This window comes from Agaribacillus sp. DX54 (assembly GCF_056858335.1).
The window spans coordinates 38,097-57,810 of sequence record NZ_JBXEQE010000021.1; the positions used below are offsets into that span (position 1 = coordinate 38,097).

Here is a 19,714-nt window from a genome sequence, read left to right on the forward strand (position 1 = left end):
GGCGGTTTTTTAGTCTTCAAAGGGCAAAATGACCGAGAAAGTGCTCCCTTTAGCGTGCTCACTGCTAAGGGTGATTTTTCCTTTTAATTTATCAACCGCATATTTTAATATGTAAAGCCCCAAACCGGACCCCTCCTTTTCATCATTGGCCCTGAAAAACATTTCAAAAATGCGCTCATGATAGTCAATACCAATCCCTATACCGTTATCGCTTACCTCTAAGATTAAGAAGTTGTTATGATCATCTTTTGCCACTGCTACCTGGATCACAGGTAATACATCAGCCCTGGAATATTTTATTGAATTTTCTATAAGATTTTGAAATATCGTAGTTACAATGCTTTTATCACCGTGATAAACGATTGCTTCATCAATGTCGATTTCAAACTTTATTTTTGAAAAATTAGGCAGGTATTTAAATGACTCTATAATGCTTTTAATGATTTCCGGGAATTCAATTTTTATTTTTCTTGCCTGCCACCCCTTTATTCTGGTGAGGTTGATTAAATCCAGAATAATGTTGTTTAACCTCATTATCTGTTCATGGTACATATCCAGGTATTTTTTTGACAAAGGGTCTTTAATGTCATACTTGGCAATGTTGTACAAACCCAGGAGGGAGGCGATGGGCCCTCTCAGGTCATGGGATACCCGGTAAACAAATGTGTCTAGTTCGGTATTTTTCTTTTCAATATCCTTGTTCTTTTCCCCGATGATTCTGGCCTCTCTTTGCAGCATTTCAATTTTGGACATGGCTTTCAGGCTTTTGATAATTGAACCAGTGCCGGTATTGATAACGCTTTCTTTGTTTTCGAGGTGTTTTTCCAGATATTCCAGGGCCAGATGTGTGTTGTTTTCTTTTTTAGCAATCTTATAGAGCAAGTCAAATCCCTTAAACAGAATCAGTTTACTGTTGGTGCTTTTACCTATGTTTATGGCTTTCTGTAAATAGGATTTTGCTTTGTCGTGATAACCAAGGGTATAATAAAGTGCTCCCAGCTTGATCTCACACATAGAGACTCCAAGCTTCTCTCCCATTTCTTTCTGCAAACGGAGACTCCGCAGGAACCATTGCTCTGATTCTCTGTACTCACCCAAGCGAAAAAATACCTTGGCCTTGGCATGATAGGCAAAAGCCAGCCCCCTCTGATCACCTGCCGCTTCTTTCAGGGAGATGCTTCTCTCAGCCATTTTCAACGCCTTCTTATGTTTTCCATGCTTTAAATAAATGCCTGATAATGGGTTGCAGGCATTTGACTCACCGAGTTTATCATTAATCGACCGGCTGACTTCAAAGCACTTTTCATATACTTCTTCAGCGCTTTCATAATCATTAAAGAATTCATAAATGGTTCCAATAGCTTTCAGTACCTGTGATTCACCCAGCTTATCTCCAATTTCCCGGCGCAAAGCAAGGCACTCGAGTAAATGCTTCAAGCCCAGATGGTAGTTATCGGATTTATAGTAGATGCTGCCAATTGTGTATAGAACCAGCGATCTTTCCGCTTTAAACTGTTTATCTTCAAATTTTTCCAGCACGTCTTTGGAAAGCTTCAGGGATTTCTGATAGTTGCCCAGTATCATCTGGAAAAATCCCATGTAGGCATCTGCTATATAAATACCATAATCATATTGATATTTCAAGCTAAGCGCTTTGACTTTTTCAATCAGTAGCACCGATTCATTGACATCTTTGATTCTTGTCTCATAGGCAGTTTTTACCAGGCCCCGGATTTTTTCCTTGGTTTTTTGATCTATTTTGGCCTTTGGGCTTAATTGTTGCGTTTGACCCATAGAAAGCTTTTTTTAAAAAATGGAACCCTTAAATCAGAGCTAATCAGTGTAAAACGTGGTTAAGTAGAACATGTGAATCTAAAAATATAAAAATAATTCAAAAAAAAAGCGAAATAGTTTAAAAATATTATTCCTTTACGATTCCGGGAAAAACAATTTTCAGAATGCTGAATTACCGTTAGCTTATAAATAGCATGATAAGTAGCAAAAGCTGAGTAAATTACCGGTATATTTCAACTTGATTTGTAACTTTATATATGACTTCAAAATCAATCAATTTGAACTATTCTGAGTTCATTGATATTACTGCACTGTCCAGCCCTCAGGAAGGGCTGAATACCCTGATGCAGGCCCTGTGGCATTTGAGAAAAGGTCACTGGGATGAAGCACATAATATTGTTCAGGAAGACCCCGGCCAGTATGCCTCATGGATTCACGCCCTGCTTCATAAGATGGAAGGGGATCAATGGAATGCCGAATATTGGTACAGGCGAGCCGGAATAAAAAATCCTGGAATATCTCAAGATGAGGAATGGGATATGATTGTAAGGAAATTGACAACCGCCATTGATTGATAGTGCCCGGCAGTTCGCTTTGCAAGGAGATGAATGGCGTTGCTTTTTTGAGCTTCTGAAATTATTTGTGGAAATTGTATACTAAACCGGACATAATCCGTAAGTCAAGTATGTAAATTATTTTCACCGCACGGTTTTTAAAAAACCCATAGCATTTATTCTATTTCTCTGTCCGTTTTTTAATTCATTGTCAAAAGAAAAAATCGATAGTTTGCTGGTGGTCCTTGAAAACCATCGGCAATTTGATTCCATCCGGGTGGATATATTAAATGAGCTAGGATTCGAGTATTGGATTGTCGATCCAGCCCAATCGGAAAATTTTGGTTCAAAGGCCTTTGAATTGGCTGAGGAACTGGGTTATATCGAAGGTATTGCCTATGCCCGCAGGGTGATTGGTGTATCTCACTGGTCAAGAGGTAATTATGAACTTGCCCTATACTCATTATATGACGGTTTGGAGAAATACAAGGCTGTTTCTAATCTTTTGGGGCAGGCGAATTGCTTGTTGAATATAGGGTTGGTTTATGCAGATCGCAGGGATGATGAAAGGGCCCTGGAATATTATTTCGATGCTGAGAAAGCATTTCAGGAGTTGGGCGAAATCGATAGAATTGCCACAAATTATAACAAGATCGGCACCATATTTATAGAACAGGAAAAATACGGCGAGGCTTTGGATTATCTTCTAAAAGCCCTGGAAATACATAAAACTTCCGGATTCATGTACGGAATATCGGAAAGTAACAACCGGCTTGGAGTGCTTTATTACAAAAAAGGTGAACTGGACAAAGGCCTCGGCTTTTTCTTTGAATCGCTGGGTATCACCAAGGAAAATGATGATAAGCATGGCACGGCTTCTAATTTAAACCGGATTGGATGTATATATTTAGAGAAAAAAGCCTACGAAATGGCCAGAAAGTATCTGGAGGAAGGAAAAATATATGCCAAAACGGTTAAGGCTACGATGATCCTGAGAGATATCTATTTTAATTTGAAGGAGCTGTATGGGGAGCTTGGACAATACCAAAATGCCATGGTCTATTTCGACCTGTATTCCCAGATGAAAGATAGCCTATTTAATGAGGAAAAGGCCATACAGGTAGCAAATCTTCAAACGAAATATGAATTAGCTGACAAAGACCGGATGCTGGAATTGGGAAAGAAGGAAATTGCCATTCTGGAACAGCAGGCCCGATTTGACAAAATCATGCGCATTGGATTAATAGCCGGTATTCTGATATTGGGGCTAATTGCCTATTTGATTATCAGTAAGCAGCACTTGCGGATAAAAAGGAATAAGGAGTTATTAGTCAAAAATCAGGAACTGTATACCTCAAAACAGGCTTTGACCGAAGCAGAGCTGGAAAATTCAAAGCTTAAAGAAAAAGAGCTGCTGAAAGAGTTGGAATTTAAAAACAGGGAACTCACTTCCTTTACCATTAACTTTATTCAGAAAAGTGAGCTGATGGAAGCGTTGAAGGAGAATATCAGTGAGATAAAAAAAATATCAGACGACAAAGTATCAGGCAAGCTCAACAGTTTGAGCAGGCTTGTCGATAATTCGTTGCATGTCGACAGGAATTGGGAGGATTTTAAACTGTATTTTGAAAACGTTCACAGTGATTTTTTTAAGATTTTAAAAGACTACAAACCAGACCTTAGCAACTATGAACTAAAGTTATGTGCTTTAATCCGGTTAAACCTTAATATGAAAGAAACGGCTACCATCCTGGGTATTTCGGCAGAAAGTGTTAAAACCGCCAGATACAGGCTGAGAAAAAAGCTGGCGCTTTTGAGGGAAGAAAATTTAATTGACCTTATCATGAATCTCGAAAATGCCTATTACCTGGAAAAACCAAATTAATTTTCGAAAAGAGGAACTTACAGCTTTTGTAATATTATAAGATTAGGAGGCTAAAACTCCGGTTATGTTGTGTTTTTCTAATATTTATCGATAATTAATGATCTTGTATTTGCCGGGTTTTTCAAGAAATTCCTTTCAAAATTGATTATTTACCAGGTTTATTACATTCAATAAATTTTATTTCTATTGGTATAATACAAGTTTTAATACACAAAGTATAATTTTTTCTTTGTCATTTAAAAATCTCGATCATCATCGTTTTTAGAAGTATGGAATGGAGCTAAATTGTAATAAGCGGTTGAAAACCAAAATATTAAATCAAATTGACCTTGAAACGTTGCTAAAATGTGGTTTTTTCAACGTTTTGCCCCTCCTGAATATTGATCAGGCAATTGCCAAAAATACCTTTTCGAATGTAACTATATTTATATATATCTGATTATCAGTATTTTTTAGTTTTTAATATAATCTAATAATTTAAGGCTTCTTTTTGGGCATTTATGTAAATTTTTGAAGATTTATTTTAGAAATGAAAATTACATGGGTGCCATACCAGGGGTTAGCTTTTTTAAATAAATTTATTACTGAGCTAACTTGCTGGTGTGAAAGAGCTGGTGATATATATTGTTTTTAGCATGTCGTCGATCGTCGGTTTTAGTCAACTGCAAACCGGCGATAGTCTGCACAAATCTTTGCGTGTAGCCAATGATACGTCAAGGATCGATGTCATGATCAATCTTTCCGAACATCATCTTGGTTCAAATCCGGATTCCGCTATTTACTGGTCGTCTGAGGCAGCAGAAGTATCAAAACAAATATTTTCCGGACTTCATCAAGCCAGATCCCTCAATCAACTGGGAAGGAGCTACTCTGAGAAAGTAGATCATCATTCTGCACTGCTTGCCCATAACAATGCACTGGAAATATACAGGTCGCTTGACAATTTCAAAGGTATTTTTAACTCCCTCGTTTATATTGGTAACGTGTACCGGGACAAAAGCCAGTTGGAAAATGCCGCCAATTATTATACCTACGCTTTGGAATATGCCATGCAGCAAAATGATATGCAGTACATCGCTGATGGATATAACGCATTGGGCGAACTGGCATACTATAAAGGGGATCATGCCGAGGCACTTAAGAATTATATCAACGCCGCACAGCATTATGAACAGGCCGGGAATAAAATTCAGTCTGCATTGGTGGATAACAACATTGGCATTATTTATAAAGGACAGGGTGACCTGGAAAATGCTCTAGCCTATTTCCAAAAATCAATTTCCCAACTCACGGAACTTGGAGAGGAGTTTCTGCTGATAGAGAAATTGTATGATCTCTCATCGGTATACCTTTCCATGGGTAAAGAGGGTGAAACGACCGAACCACTATTTAAAGCCCTGGTAATCAGTCAAAAAATTAAAGATAAAGGAAAGGTATTGAGAACGCTTTTAAGAATAAACGATGCCTACATCAAGCTGAAAAATTATGAAAGCGGACTTTATTATGCGCAGGAATCTCTCAATTTGGCTAAGGAATTTAACAATCCCAGTAAACTGGCCGAGGTATACATGCAATTAGCAGCTACCTATAAGGGGGGTGGAAAGTACAGGTTAAGCATACAATACTTCAAAGAGGCTGAAAAGATCATTTCGGATCTGGACAATTATGAGGTGAAGTTTGGACTTTACCGGGATATGGCACTTACCTATAAAATGACCAAAAATTACAAAAGGGCCCTGAATTATGCCGAAAGGTCGCTGGAGGTGGCTAAAAAGATCGATGTGAGAGAACGGATTTATGAGGCTACAGAGGCTTTGTACAAAATATTCAGGGAACAGAATAATCACCACAAGGCCTTATCTTACCTTGAAATGTTGATGGCTTACAGGGATTCTATCCATGCAGAAAACAAGGCTTTGGAAATAGGCAAATTACAGGCTCAGTATGAGGCCGAAAAAGAAAAACAGCAACTGGCCCTTGTACAGAAAGAAAAAGACTATAAGGCCAGGGCCACACTTTCAAGACAGAAAGTGATCAGAAATGCTTTCATTGTTGGTTTTCTTTTTGCATTGACCATGTCTGTTTTTATTTACGGTAACTACAAGCGAAAATCCAAAGCCAATCTGTTGCTCCGAAAAAAGAATTATGAGATTATCATTCAGAAAAAGGAACTGCTCAGCCAGAAAGACCGGCTATCTATTTTAAACAATGAAATAGCCCATCAAAAGGAAAGGATAAGTGTGCAGAATGAAATCCTTTTTAACAAAAACAGGGAACTTGAAAACCTGAATCGCGAAAAGGACAGTCTGCTTAGTATTGTTGCCCATGATTTAAGAGCACCACTAAATAGAAGTAAGGGATTGGCCGAGCTGATGAAAATGGATGGCGAGCTGAACAGTTCCCAGCGCAAATATCTGAAAATGATGGTGAGTGTTTGTGATGAAGGGATCAGCCTGACCGAAGATCTTTTGTGTTTACACTCCATCGTCCAATCCGAAGCTGAGCCCGATAATGATGAAATTAATGTTAACGCTTTCTTCGATCAGTTTTTGCAAGGCTATCACGACCGGCTCAAAAAGAAGGACCTGAAGCTACACTATCAACCGTTGAAAAGAAATATAAGTATTGTCACAGACCCTAAATACCTCACAAGAATAGTCGATAACTTGTTTTCGAATGCCATAAAATTCACCTATCCCGGTAAAAATATTTATTTGACAGTGGAAGAGTCTTCGCGCTCCTTCCAGGTATCTATCAGGGATGAAGGACAAGGTATCGGTGAGGATGAACAAAAGCTGATGTTTAAAAAATTCCAGAAATTATCGGCCTTACCCACAGGTGGCGAACATTCTACTGGCCTTGGCTTATCGATTGTCGACAGCCTGGTGCAGAAACTGAATGGAAAGATCAAGGTAAAGAGCCAGGTAGGGGTGGGGACAGAAATAATCCTGGAATTTTATAAGCTTAAAAGACAGAGATCATCAACCGATAGTGACAATCACGCTAAGGCAATGATCGACCATAAAAAAACAACCACCGACCCCTAGATTTTTACGTGGTTGTTGAGATTCTTTGTAACTTTTTCCAGCAACGAAATAAGATTTGACTGATCCTTTAAAGAAAGATCCTGCAACATCCTTTCGCCCATTGATATTTTCAATCTTCGAAAAAGTTCGTAAGTTTTCTGGCCTTTACTGGTCAGGCCTACTTTAACTATTCTTCTGTCTTCAATGGAATTGTATCTTTTCAGATATTTTTTGGCGACGAGTTTATCCACAATCCAGGTTGCCGTGCTAAGTGGGGTTTCCAGGTGCCCGGCAATCTCCCGCATAATCACCTCACCCATCAATCCAATGTAACCAATAAGCGAAAGTTCCTGATGTGAGATGTCTTTACACAACTCAATACAGGCATCATCCACTTCCTGCAGTTTAAGCATTAGCTTTTCCAGGGATTGGCTTAGTCGGTTAACATTGTCGGTTCCTGCATTCATTTCAACCTCAAGCTTAAGAATCAACTTTAGAAGTTATTAAACACTAAATTAATAAAAAAATTCAAATGGCGTGTGGGTTTGGGTTTAGGTTTGCATATAAATATGGTTTTTTCATGCGTTAATGGGGCAAAGTATTATCAGCGATAAGTTTTCTTGGCGGCCATCATTTGCCGAAGGCATGGTAAAGTCATTAAACAGCAGCCATCAACGAGGGCAAGGCAAATGAGGCGGGTGGACATGGATTTCCGGCATCATACCCACCAGCCTCATTAATGTTCAGAATGAGTACCGCAACCCCAGTTGCATTTGCCATCTTGAGGCCAGGCTGAAATCATCGACAAAGGTGGATGTCTGGTTAGTATCAAAACTATAAACCGGATTACCATTATCATCGATGGCCACTCCTATGGGTTGGGTATTTTGCGGTAATTGTCTTACGCCCCAGTTAGAATTAATGAAGTTACCGAGGTTGAGAAGATCGAGGCTGAGTTGCAAAGTGTTGTTGTTATTCAACACAAGATCCTGTAAAATCCTCAGATCCCAACGAGAGAACCAGGGGCTTAACAAGGCGTATTTTTCTACATAATTGCCCCGGTTTTCGCTTAGGTATTCATCCTGGGCAATGAATTCCCGCAGTGCCTCTCTTTGTGCATTTTCAGTAGGATTGCCAGGAAAAACCGGAGGAGCAAAGCTCATCTGATCAAGTTCACTGTCTGTGGGGATATAGAGTAAATCATTAAGTGCTGAGGCATCTCCATTGATATCACCGGAATAGGTGTAACTAAATCTGCCTCCCTTGGCGTACTCAAAAAACATAGAAAGGGTAGTGGCCATTTTGCCATTGTTATAAGTGAATTTTTTATTGGCCGTACCGACAATGCGGTGTTGGTTCCCGTAAAGTGAAGGGGCCAATTGTGGTGTATTGACATGGCCCAGGGCAGGGTTGCGGTCGTAGGCATCACTTGATATCTCCGCTTCTATGGAGCTTATATCTTTGGCATCCAGGAAATTATAGGCCAGCGAGGTATATATCCCGTTGTTCCAGTTTTTCTTAAGCTCAAGGGTAAAGTTGAAACTTTTGCCTTCGTCCGAATTGGTGAATACATACGCATTAGTAGGCAAATCAAATCCCAGGCCTGAAAATATGGCTCTGTCGGCAAATGTGTAAACCGGCCGGTTATCGACACCTGGCAGTGTACCCGTGGGTGGTTTTAACCCGTAGTTTCTGACAATCATGGCATTTCTATCCCTGGTGTAGATGAAGTCGGCGGAAATAGTTAACCCTTTTTCCAGCCTTTTGTCAATACCTAAATTAGTTCTCCATACTTGTGGAAATTTAAAATCGGGTTCGGTGATATTATAAAAAAACCAATCGGGGTTTGCCACCTGATTGCCTACCCATACAAAAGGAAAACGCCCGGTAAATAAACCTGTCCCTCCTCTCAGTTGCAGGTCTTCCAGGCCATTAACCTTCCAATTGAAGCCCAATCTGGGTGAGAACAAGGGTTTCTGATCGGGTAATACCGTGTGGTCAAAGGAGACAGGGGTGCCGTTTTCATCAAAATATACCACGCTGGGGTCATAGGAACCTCCTTCCGAAATCAATCCTCCTTTGCGTTCGATGTTTTCCAGGATTTTGTCTTTGGTATCGAAATATAGAGGCAGGTCCATTCTGATGCCCAGGGTCAGGGTCAGGTTTTGATTTACATGCCACCGGTCCTGCGCGTACAAGGCCAATTGGCCTACGTTGGTTTCGGCCAGTGCCCAACTATCATTGGCATTGTTATTGTCAAAGACACGCTGGGCAAAGTCCGCGATAAAGTTCAGGGAGTCACTATTGACATAGTCAGCAAAAGCCTGTACACTTTCAAAGCCCGGTCCAAAAGTGCCTCCGTTGTAAGGATAATTAAAAGGCTCGTAAACGCCCAGATTAAAGGAATTATCGAAATTAAACCGTTCGAGGGATCCCCCAAAAGTAAAATTATGGTCACCAGCGTAGACTTCAAAGTTATTGGTAATCTGAAAAACATCCTGGTCTAATCTGTTATTGATCGAAAAAGGTTCATGTCCGGCTACAATGTACCGGATGCCGTCGCGATTAATATTAACCACGGGAAAGGGTTCACTAAACGGATCCCTGGAGTCACGGAATGCGGTGTAACCTACTTGCAGTTTGTTTGAAAACTTGTTGCCGAAAATTGATTTCAACTCGATCAGGCTGGAGTTAATCCGGTTGTCGATCTGGTAACCTGAATTAAAGAATTGCAGGGTGGTAGCGTCCGGACCCCTTCTTCCGAGCGCCGATGGGTGGGCAGGCTTTTGCTTGGAGGCATCCAGGAAATTATAAATAGCGGTTAAGGTATGATTCCGGCTGATGTTCCAGTCTAGTTTCAGAATACCTTTTTCATTATCAGTATCGTGTGTATAACCCTCGTATGGCCCGGTCTCATAACCAACGCGATCAGCCAGTAACTGACTCACGAGATTAAGATCTGCGGCCTCTACCCGGGATACATTTTCATCTGTCACATTGGTGCCTGAGGCAAAAAAGTTGGATCCCAGATCTTCCCTTCTTTCCATTTCAAAATTGACAAAGAAAAACAGTTTGTTTTTGATGATAGGCCCTCCAAGGCTAAAACCGGTTTGAAACTGCGTTAAATCCGGAACAAATATATCATTCTCATTGACCCTCGAACCTGTCAGGTTTTCATTTCTGAAAAAACCGAAAACCGTTCCATGAAATGTATTGGTGCCACTTTTGGTTACCGCATTGACAGAGGCGCCGGTGAATCCGGACTGTGTGACATCATAAGGCGCTATGGCGACCTGGATTTGATCAATGGCATCCAGAGAGATCGGCTGGGCGTCTGTTTGCCCACCCGGAGTGGCAGCATCCAGTCCGAAAGGATTGTTGAAAATTGAACCATCGAGGGAAAAGTTGTTGAACTGGTCGTTTCTTCCCCCGAATGAATTCCCGTCTGAAGCCGGGTTAAGACGATAAATATCACTGGCCGACCGGCTGATAGTGGGAAGAATCTTCAGTTGCTCATTGTTAATGTTGGTACCTGCTCCGGTCCGGTCGCTGTCAAGGATATCATCCGGACTGGCTGTTATCACTACATCTTCCAGGGCTGTGGCCTCACTTTCCAGGTCGAAATCAATGGTTAGTTTTTGCCCGAGAGAAAGATACACATTGGTGTATTTTTGGGGTTTATAACCTAAAAACCGGCCTTCTATCGTGTATGGCCCCCCAACACGCATGTTTGGTATATTAAACCTGCCATCGGGCAAAACTGCTATGCCATACTGAGTGCCTGAGGGCTCATGAATTGCCTGAACGGTCGCTCCCGGCAGGGCTTCTCCTGTTTTGTCAACTACCCGACCGGTGATGGAAGCGGTTGTAACCTGGCCCATTGCCTGGGTAAAGTGGAATAGTATACATAAGGTAATAATTAGTAAGCGTTTTACTTTCATAGGAGATAGTTAAAGGTTAAACATCTGTTTGCGAGCCGGATTGAACAATAATATAATTAAAATCTCGATAATTATTAAACTATAATGCCTTGAAAATGAATACTTTTCCAAGGCAACAATGCATTATCAGAAATGTTTAATTTTTACCGCAAGTGTCTGAAAGCCAAAAAAGCGGCAATTTTATTTTGAAAATTACCGCTTAAAAGGTTCCTTTTTTTAAAACAGCACAAAGTGCAAATCTCCCCATCCGTAATGATTATTCCTGTTTGAATAATCAATACGGAACTTTTGTCTGGCATTGGCCCCAACAGTTGGAATCGACTAACTAACGTTCCGGATACCAGTATTAACTAAAAGTATGGTAACAAATCTTCCTATTTGCGGGGCTGGCTTCCAGATCACTATAAAGATAGTGAAGTTTTACGGGATTATGAAGTTATTATGTAATTTTAACATAACCGTTTGACTTCCCCGTTATCTAAATGGCTGGCTGAATAACCCGTTGATCTCCACATCCACTTTGTTAACAATTTCTGCAAAATCGTTGATTTTGTTAATAAAATCCATATTATTTACATCGATGATCAATAATTTACCCAGGTCATATCCTGAGATCCAGTCTTTATAGTGTTCATTTAATGTTTGCAAATAATCCAGTCTGATGGCATTTTCATAATCCCTGCCCCTTTTTTGAATTCTTTCCACAAGTTTAGGAATATCAGCTTTCAGGTAAATTAAAAGATCCGGGGCTTCCACCACTTTAATCATCGACTCAAACACGCCCAGGTAATTGTGATAGTCCCTTTCATTCAGCTTTCCTATTTTAAACAGGTTTCTTGCAAAAATGTAAGCATCCTCGTAAATGGTTCTATCCTGAATAACGGTGCGGTTATTGCTTCTTATTTTTTGTATCTGGTTAAAACGGCTGTTAAGAAAGAAAATCTGCAAATGAAAGGCCCATTTTTCCATGTCCTCATAAAAGTCCTTTAAATAGGGGTTATTCTCTACCGACTCCAGTTCAGAATCCCAATTAAAATGTTTGGCAAGCTTCTCAGCCAACGTCGTTTTACCGGATCCTATGTTGCCTGCGATTGCTATGTGCATATGATCGATTTCCTAGAAATTAAGCCTTAAAGCTAAATAAAAATTCCTTCCCGGGGCACTAATCCCTGAAGAATATGGCCTGTAGTGCTTGTCAAAAATGTTTTCCACACCGCCGGTCATATTCCAGGTATTATTAAATTGATAAGCCGCTTTTAAATCCAGAACCTGCCATGCCAGCGCACCGTCTTCGGTATACAGGTGTGTTTTGCTGCGCTCGGAAGGGGACAAATCTTCAAAATCCCTTTTTGCCGATGTTCTGAGAGAGAGTTCGGCCTTGATTTTATTATGATTGTAAATCAGGCTCGTTCTCGTAAAAAGGGGAGTGGTATGGCGTAGTGGTTCATCGTTGGTCCGGTCTTCCCCGTTATTGTAGGTCAGTGAGCTGGCCAGGGAAAAGTCTCTGCTGATATCCCACAAAAAGTTAAAACTACCTCCTAAGATAAAAGCGTTTCCGGTATTTACCAGGGCCTCTACTTTACTGGGTATGCCATCAAAGATTATGGAATCCTGGCCATTAAAGGTGAATTCATCCCGTACCATGGCATTGTCAAGAAAAGTAACAAAAAAAGTGGCAGTCAATCTGAGCCGTCCGGAAATGGTTTTGGAAACGGAACTTTCCAGGTTGTAAGCATATTCGGGTGCTAAAGAAGGGTTGGGGACAACCACTATGCCGTTGGCCCCATCGAATACTTTACCCACATCGTCAATATTCGGTGCTCTGAAGCCGGTGGAAGCTAAGAAATCAAATTTCCAGGATGCCTGTGGTTTGAAAACCAGACCCAAACTACCGTTCACTGAACCGTTTTCAATATCGAGCCGGTCAAAATCGAAACCAAGGTCATCTTCTTCAGCTATCCTGGCGGTCAATTTAACATAATTGAACCTGAGCCCGGCGTTGATATTTACTTTCGGATTTATTTTCCAGAAATAACTCATATAACTGGCAAGGCCCGTATAGTCACTACCCCCGCTGGGATATCGGGTGCTTAACGTGGAGCGAGTGCCATCATCGATGTTTCTTCTGAAAGCCGTTGATTTCACGTCGTTGTATAATCCTTCAAATCCGTAGTAAACATGTTTGTTTTCATCAAGGGCCTTGTCAAAATCTATATTTGCAGAAAACATATCCACCTGTTCAGTTCTTGCCCTTAACCACGGATCCTGATAATTCCTGTTGTTTCTGCTTTCCTCCATATTCTGATAACCCAGTGTAACTTTCAACCGGTTAAATAAACCGCCGGTTTGCTTGACATTAAATTGTAATGAATGCATCATCCATCTTTGGGGGCCGTAAAACCACTCGGCAGACACCGGCAAACCGTCCTCTTCCTCAATTAGCCGGTCATATCTGGGAATATCCGAAGTGGTGCTGTAGTTCAAAGCGTACACCATATCCTTTTTGGGATCGATTTTATAATGAAATTTTTGCAAAAGGTTAAACTGCGAGTAGCCTGAGGGTACCTGCAGGTTTTCGTCGTCATTGGTGACTATCCGGTCTTCAGTACCGACCCTGGTTACGTAATACTCCCTTTTACCATAATCGGGAAATTCGCTGGTTCTGTTTTGCCCTGTTCTCAAATCATCAAAATCGCTAAAAGTAATGCTGGTCAATGCACTTAATCTGTTGCCCGCAACATTTACATGGGCATGAATAGTCTTTTCATTGTTGGCACCGGATGTCCTTATCAATGCATTGCCCGTGGTGGCCAGTTGCTGATTCTCTGAGAAAATCAACTTTTTGGTCTGAAAATTCATGACGCCACCCAGCGCATCGCTGCCATAAATCACCGAACCCGGACCAAAAACCACCTCAGCTTTCTCTAAAATGTTAGGATCGATACTAATCACATTTTGCAAATTGCCACTTCTGAAAATGGCGTTATTCATCCTTACACCATCGACCACAATGAGCACCGAATTAGCTGCAAACCCCCTGATCATCGGGCTTCCTCCACCTAGCTGGCTTTTTTGAACAAAAACCTGGCCGGTACTTTCGAGCAGGTCAGCGCTGGTTTGGGGGTTGTTGAAGGCGGTGGTTTTAGGAGAGATGGACACAATTTTGTGGGGGATATCTTCCTTTGGCTGCTCCCAGCGATTGGCCGAAATTACTACTTCATCAATGCTGATAATACTTTCTGTCAGATCAACTTCGACCGTATCTCCCTTATTTTGGCGATCGATAAACGGAATGCTTTTATTAACATAGGCAGGATGCTGAAAATGCAGTAAAGTATAGTGTTTGAACCCCGAAATATCGGCTATGCCATTGGCATTGGTTAATGTTGATGAACCATCTTCCGTATATACAGTTACATTTTCTATGGGTGTACGGAGATCCTTATCCACCACTCTGACCTTTTGGGCCAGGCTGAAATGCGTGCCCCCCATCCATAAAAAGCCTGATAAAATAACTTGTAATAAAAAGTATTTCAACTTTCTCACCATACATTTGCATCCATTACTCAAAGAGTAGCAAAAATATTAAATTAGTTCGCAATATTATCAATATGATTTTGTTTTAGGTAAATTATTGAAACCACAAGATTCATGCCTATTATCAACGATACCGGTTATAAACGCCCTTTTTATTTGTTCAACCAACACCTGGAAACCATCCTTCCCAGTATGTTCAGAAAAGTCAGGGGAATTGCCTACCAACGTGAAAGGATTGATTTGGAAGATGGCGATTTCCTGGACTTGGATTGGCTAAAGAATAACCATGAACGGCTGGTGATTGTAAGTCATGGATTGGAAGGCAGTTCGGACCGGCATTATGTGAAGGGCATGGCTAAATTGTTTCATCAGAATCAATGGGACATTCTGGCCTGGAACTGCCGCACCTGTAGTGGCGTTATAAACCGGACTGCCAGGTTTTATCACCATGGGGCCACTGATGATTTAAAAACAGTGATCGACTATGCGGTTTCGCTGAAAAAGTATCGAATAATTGTATTAATTGGTATCAGTATGGGAGGGAGTCTTACGCTGAAATATTTAGGTGAAAATCAGACCATTCCAAAGGTACTGCTTTGTGCAACGGTTTTTTCTGTGCCCTGTAATCTCAAATCAAGTGTCATGGCACTTGAGAAACGCGGAAACCTTTTTTACAAACGGAGGTTTTTGAAAAAGTTGAAAAAGAAGATAAAGGCCAAAGCCGAAATCATGCCTGATGTAATCGGTACCGATGGTTTTCAGGGTATTAAGCGGTTTAATGATTTTGACAATAAATACACAGCGCCACTGCATGGGTTCAGGGATGCTGAAGATTTTTATGAAAAAGCCAGCGCCGAAAACTATATGAGGGAAATAAACCTTCCGACTTTGATTGTCAATGCAAAAAATGACCCTTTTTTGCCTATGGAGTGCTATCCAATCAAAATAGCTGATAACCATGACAATGTCTTCCTGGAAATGCCGCTTCATGGCGGGCATGTCGGCTTCAGCCTGCGGGGTGAGGAATTTAACTGGGCGGAAAAAAGGTCTTTGGCTTTTGTGAATGATGTTATCCGCCAGAACACTATTTCCTGAAATTGCCACCAACGCACTTAAAACCTGGCGCCGACATCTCGTGGTAGTTACACAACATTTCTAATAAAATTCTTTGTGTATCTTAGTGCCTTGGTGTCTTTGTGGTTGATCATTTTTCACCACGGAGGTACCAAGACACAAAGAGACACAGCGGTTTTTTCCTATAAAATGAAAATAAATACAAAGACCCAGTCAATATTTTGTAAGGCTCGGATCGATCTCATCTGCATAGGCAAGGATCCCTCCTTTGAGGTTATACAAATTATCAAATCCAAACTGACTCTGCAAAAAATGTACAGCCTTGGCGCTCCTGCCGCCACTTCTGCAATACATAATCACTTTTTTCTCCTTGGAAATTTTATCTTTGGCTTCGGCAATTGTGGCTAATGGGATTAACTCCCCATCAATGCTGGCAATTTCACGCTCATGAGGCTCCCTTACGTCGATCAACTGAAAATCTTCCCCGGTTTCTTTCATTTGCGCCAATTCATTAACTGTAACTTCCTTAACCATATATTTAAAATTTATTTGATGATCAATATTACAAAACTCTCAAAACCCTTCAAAGACTTTTGAAGTAATTAGTTTATTTGAGCAACTGTTGCGCCAGGGGCTATCTGCCGTAGCGCTGTGCCGGAGTTTGCCGGCATGATTTTCATTAAAACCGCTTTAAAACCAAATCAGAGACCGTATCGCCAATGGCCAAAGAGGAAGTGGCTGCAGGAGATGGGGCATTGCAAACGGAGATGGCTTTGCGATCTTCCAGGATCAGGAAGTCATCCAGGAGGCCACCATTCCGGTCACAGGCCTGTGCCCTCACGCCAGCTCCTCCGGGCTCCAGGTCATCTTTCCGTATTTCAGGCAACAGTTTTTGCAGGGCTTTGGTAAATGCCGCCTTGGAAAAAGACCGGTACAATTCCCCCATGCCTGTTTGCCAATATTTAAAAGCCACCTTTTGGAATCCCGGCCATGCCAGGGTTTCGGTGAGCTCACTGAGCTTTATGTCACTCTTTTTATAACCCTCACGTCGAAAAGCCAGCACTGCGTTCGGACCAGCTTCAATGCCTCCGGAGATCATTCTTGTAAAATGTACACCCAAAAACGGAAAGGCCGGGTCAGGCACCGGGTAAATGAGGTTTTTTACCAGGTACTCTTTCTCTTTTTTTAGCCTGTAGTATTCACCACGAAAAGGGATAATTTTTAAATCCAGCTTATCTTTTACTAAACGGGCTATTTTGTCCGAATATAACCCGGCGCAATTGACCACCAATGTTGCCTCGTGATTGCCTTTATCTGTGACGACCTCTGATCCGTTAGCGGTTGTTTTTATATTAACTACCCTTTCCCCGGTTATTATTTCTCCGTCTTTGGCTTTTACCTTTTCAGCATATTTCCGGGCCACCTGCCTGTAGTCTACAATGCCGGTTTGAGGAACAAACAGGCCACCCATACCATTTACATGGGGTTCATATGCTTTCAGTTCCTCTGGCCCGAGGTTTTTCAGATTAATAAGCCCGTTTTTCCGGCCCCTTTCTTCCAGTTTTTTCAAAAGGGGAATTTCGCGTTCGTTGGTTGCCACCACAATTTTACCGCACCGTTCATAAGGGATTTCTTCTCTGTTGCAGAAGTCCAGCAGCATGTGGTAACCTTTAATGCAGTTTTGGGCCTTCAGGCTACCAGGCTTATAATATAGTCCCGAATGAATGACCCCACTGTTATGACCGGTTTGATGGGTTGCCAGGTCATTTTCCTTTTCAATGATTGCGAGTCGCAACCGGTTTTTTTTATTTTTTAGTTGAAAAGCGGTGGCTAACCCCACAATTCCACCTCCAATAATGATAATGTCGTGTTTCAAAGTATGTATCTGTTGGTTCCACAATTGTTACCCTCACAGGCCTTAAGCTGCCCCAAAAATAATAAAATTGGTCAAAGTCCATGGCTTCATGGCAGTTATAAAAATGCCTGGGATCATCTTATGGCTTCTACAGGATACCTTACCTCAACACACTAGATAAAACATAAAAAATACGGCTATTTATTTTATGAATTTTTCAATTAGGAGGGGTATAAGATAAATAAATCGAATTTTTGGCAATTAATTTTGTTGTTAAGTTTAGAAATGCATAATTTGTATAACCTAGATGCGCATTGAATGACTAACCTTTTTATAAACCGGGATGCCAAACAGGTTGCAAAACTTAAGAAAGGCAGCGAAAAGGCCTTTGGTAAGTTGTTCAGGAAATACGCTAAAAAAATCTACAATACTTCACGTAAATTGAAACTTTCTCACGAGGAGGCAGAGGAGGTCGTGCAGGAATTGTTTTTAAAGATTTGGCAAAAACGTACCAACCTCGATGAAAACCGCTCCTTTAATGCCTACCTTTTGACCATTACTAAGTCACTCATCATCAAAAAAAGCAGACAAAAGGTCTATCAGGCCGCCTATGAAAAGTATGCAATCACAAACTTTTCAGACATTAGCCATCAAACCGAAGACTACGTGATCTTTTCAGATCTGGAAGCCTTGTCCAGGTCTTACGTAGAAAAACTGCCCAATCAACAAAAGCAGATTTATATGATGAAAATGCACGATAACCTGACGATGGAAGAAATTGCCAAAACATTGAAAGTTTCCAAAAGAACCGTGGAGAATCATTTTTACCGGGCTTGTAAAAACCTGCGTACCCAGTTGGTCAAATAACTTTTCTTCTCTTTCACCTGTCGCTTTTCTTATTGAATTTAAATTTTTTTTCTGTGGCTGAGTAAACCGCTACACAAGTGGCTATATAATATATCACAGTAAGGTAATTTATGACTAATCCTAGCCAACTTGCAGATAAATTTTTTAAGGGGCTGTGCTCTGAGAGCGAAGCCAAAGCTTTTCTGGCCTGGTATTTTTCAGAAAATGCAGAAAAAAAACTGAAAAAAGAGATTGAGGATCGATGGTTGGAGATGGCAGCGTATGCGGAATGGGATGAAAAATCCCTTTTTGAAAGGATTCAAAACGCCAAAAAACAAAACAAGTTGTTTGTTTCCCATAAAGCTGAAACAGTGATCAAAGAGGAGCGAATCAGATACCTCAAGAAAAAAAAAGCGATGAGATACCGTTGGTATGCCGCGGCTTGTCTGGTAATGCTGATCACCCCCCTGGTCATTGCCCGTTTCTGGCCAACCACCTATCCTGAAGAAAAGGAAACCAGCCTTCCCGAGTACATCATTAAATCCAATCCTGCCGGTCAAAAGTCCACCATATACCTCGGAGACGGCTCTCAGGTGGTACTCAATTCGGCCAGTACAATAAAATATCCCCCCAGATTTGCTACGGAAGACCGGCTCATTTACCTGGAGGGCGAGGCATTTTTTAAAGTGGCTAAAGACTCTTTGAGACCATTCAGCGTAATGGTGGATCACACACGGGTTACAGCACTCGGTACCTCCTTTAACATCCGGTCATTTAAAGGTGAGGAAAAATCGTGCATTGCGCTGGTGACCGGAAAGGTGGAAGTCCGGGGGGCGGAGGGAAGTGGTAAACAGTTTTTTTTCCTGGAACCCGGAGAGGGGGTTGAATATCTGAAAGCAGGAGGGGGCCTGACCAAAATAGCCATTGATTCCGAACAAACCATTGCCTGGAAAAATGGCATACTGCATTTCAACGAAGAGCCGGTTGCTCAGGTCATCAGGGAATTGGAAAGGTGGTATGATGTACAAATTCATATGTCCCCGGAGATAAAAGGGAATTTTACGGGACGCTTTCAGAATCAAACATTAAAAGCAGTCCTGGAAGGGCTTGCCTATTCATTTTCATTGACTTACAGTATCAACGGAAAATCCGTTGAGCTCAAACAAAAAAATAAATAATATGACAGGAATTATACCATTCAA

Annotated in this window: 13 protein-coding genes; 6 read left to right on the forward strand and 7 right to left on the reverse strand. The window is 41.2% G+C overall.

The window, feature by feature from the left end; translation table 11 throughout:
* Window positions 1-9 precede the first annotated feature (9 nt).
* A complete protein-coding gene (locus AC04NP_RS20070; protein ID WP_482861723.1) occupies window positions 10-1,794 on the reverse strand; it encodes a tetratricopeptide repeat protein in 1,785 nt (594 codons plus the stop codon).
* Window positions 1,795-2,051: 257 nt separating this feature from the next.
* Here AC04NP_RS20070 and AC04NP_RS20075 point away from each other — a divergent pair, with 257 nt between their 5' ends.
* The 3 genes from AC04NP_RS20075 to AC04NP_RS20085 all read left to right on the forward strand — a co-directional run bounded on the left by AC04NP_RS20075 (window position 2,052) and on the right by AC04NP_RS20085 (window position 7,280).
* Window positions 2,052-2,369, forward strand: a complete 318-nt coding sequence (locus AC04NP_RS20075; protein ID WP_482861724.1) for a hypothetical protein — start codon at window positions 2,052-2,054, stop codon at window positions 2,367-2,369.
* Between the two features lie 187 nt (window positions 2,370-2,556).
* Window positions 2,557-4,233 (forward strand): tetratricopeptide repeat protein, encoded by a 1,677-nt coding sequence (locus AC04NP_RS20080; RefSeq protein ID WP_482861725.1) that lies wholly within the window; start codon window positions 2,557-2,559, stop codon window positions 4,231-4,233.
* Between the two features lie 635 nt (window positions 4,234-4,868).
* Window positions 4,869-7,280 (forward strand): tetratricopeptide repeat-containing sensor histidine kinase, encoded by a 2,412-nt coding sequence (locus tag AC04NP_RS20085; protein WP_482861726.1) that lies wholly within the window; start codon window positions 4,869-4,871, stop codon window positions 7,278-7,280.
* Here AC04NP_RS20085 and AC04NP_RS20090 read toward each other — a convergent pair.
* From AC04NP_RS20090 to AC04NP_RS20105, 4 genes are all read right to left on the reverse strand, one after another.
* The gene (locus AC04NP_RS20090; RefSeq protein ID WP_482861727.1) at window positions 7,277-7,726 is read right to left on the reverse strand and encodes a MarR family winged helix-turn-helix transcriptional regulator; all 450 of its coding nucleotides are present in this window, start codon (window positions 7,724-7,726) and stop codon (window positions 7,277-7,279) included. The genes AC04NP_RS20085 and AC04NP_RS20090 overlap by 4 nt on opposite strands.
* A gap of 276 nt (window positions 7,727-8,002) precedes the next feature.
* The gene (locus tag AC04NP_RS20095) at window positions 8,003-11,200 is read right to left on the reverse strand and encodes a TonB-dependent receptor (RefSeq protein ID WP_482861728.1); all 3,198 of its coding nucleotides are present in this window, start codon (window positions 11,198-11,200) and stop codon (window positions 8,003-8,005) included.
* A gap of 474 nt (window positions 11,201-11,674) precedes the next feature.
* Entirely contained in the window at window positions 11,675-12,304 is a 630-nt protein-coding gene (locus AC04NP_RS20100) for a deoxynucleoside kinase (protein WP_482861729.1), read from the reverse strand.
* A gap of 12 nt (window positions 12,305-12,316) precedes the next feature.
* Window positions 12,317-14,737, reverse strand: a complete 2,421-nt coding sequence (locus tag AC04NP_RS20105; protein ID WP_482861730.1) for a TonB-dependent receptor — start codon at window positions 14,735-14,737, stop codon at window positions 12,317-12,319.
* Window positions 14,738-14,851: 114 nt separating this feature from the next.
* Here AC04NP_RS20105 and AC04NP_RS20110 point away from each other — a divergent pair, with 114 nt between their 5' ends.
* Window positions 14,852-15,832 (forward strand): YheT family hydrolase, encoded by a 981-nt coding sequence (locus AC04NP_RS20110; protein ID WP_482861731.1) that lies wholly within the window; start codon window positions 14,852-14,854, stop codon window positions 15,830-15,832.
* 192 nt (window positions 15,833-16,024) lie between these two features.
* Here AC04NP_RS20110 and AC04NP_RS20115 read toward each other — a convergent pair whose 3' ends face one another.
* Together AC04NP_RS20115 and lhgO are read right to left on the reverse strand one after the other, a co-directional pair.
* The gene (locus tag AC04NP_RS20115; RefSeq protein ID WP_482861732.1) at window positions 16,025-16,345 is read right to left on the reverse strand and encodes a rhodanese-like domain-containing protein; all 321 of its coding nucleotides are present in this window, start codon (window positions 16,343-16,345) and stop codon (window positions 16,025-16,027) included.
* Between the two features lie 145 nt (window positions 16,346-16,490).
* A complete protein-coding gene (gene lhgO, locus AC04NP_RS20120) occupies window positions 16,491-17,687 on the reverse strand; it encodes an L-2-hydroxyglutarate oxidase (RefSeq protein ID WP_482861733.1) in 1,197 nt (398 codons plus the stop codon).
* 297 nt (window positions 17,688-17,984) lie between these two features.
* On the opposite strand from lhgO, the gene AC04NP_RS20125 reads away from it, so the two are divergent.
* Both AC04NP_RS20125 and AC04NP_RS20130 read left to right on the forward strand, forming a co-directional pair.
* Window positions 17,985-18,533 (forward strand): RNA polymerase sigma factor, encoded by a 549-nt coding sequence (locus AC04NP_RS20125; protein ID WP_482861734.1) that lies wholly within the window; start codon window positions 17,985-17,987, stop codon window positions 18,531-18,533.
* A 110-nt stretch (window positions 18,534-18,643) separates the two neighbouring features.
* Entirely contained in the window at window positions 18,644-19,690 is a 1,047-nt protein-coding gene (locus tag AC04NP_RS20130) for a FecR family protein (protein WP_482861735.1), read from the forward strand.
* Window positions 19,691-19,714 lie beyond the last annotated feature (24 nt).

Excerpts from the sequence above, each read along its gene's own strand:
- AC04NP_RS20125 (WP_482861734.1), top strand. The coding sequence starts at position 17,985 with ATGACTAACCTTTTTATAAACCGGGATGCCAAACAGGTTGCAAAACTT.
- AC04NP_RS20070 (WP_482861723.1), bottom strand. The coding sequence starts at position 1,794 with ATGGGTCAAACGCAACAATTAAGCCCAAAGGCCAAAATAGATCAAAAA.
- AC04NP_RS20075 (WP_482861724.1), top strand. The coding sequence starts at position 2,052 with ATGACTTCAAAATCAATCAATTTGAACTATTCTGAGTTCATTGATATT.
- AC04NP_RS20115 (WP_482861732.1), bottom strand. The coding sequence starts at position 16,345 with ATGGTTAAGGAAGTTACAGTTAATGAATTGGCGCAAATGAAAGAAACC.
- AC04NP_RS20095 (WP_482861728.1), bottom strand. The coding sequence starts at position 11,200 with ATGAAAGTAAAACGCTTACTAATTATTACCTTATGTATACTATTCCAC.
- AC04NP_RS20085 (WP_482861726.1), top strand. The coding sequence starts at position 4,869 with ATGTCGTCGATCGTCGGTTTTAGTCAACTGCAAACCGGCGATAGTCTG.
- AC04NP_RS20110 (WP_482861731.1), top strand. The coding sequence starts at position 14,852 with ATGCCTATTATCAACGATACCGGTTATAAACGCCCTTTTTATTTGTTC.
- AC04NP_RS20130 (WP_482861735.1), top strand. The coding sequence starts at position 18,644 with ATGACTAATCCTAGCCAACTTGCAGATAAATTTTTTAAGGGGCTGTGC.
- AC04NP_RS20100 (WP_482861729.1), bottom strand. The coding sequence starts at position 12,304 with ATGCACATAGCAATCGCAGGCAACATAGGATCCGGTAAAACGACGTTG.
- AC04NP_RS20090 (WP_482861727.1), bottom strand. The coding sequence starts at position 7,726 with ATGAATGCAGGAACCGACAATGTTAACCGACTAAGCCAATCCCTGGAA.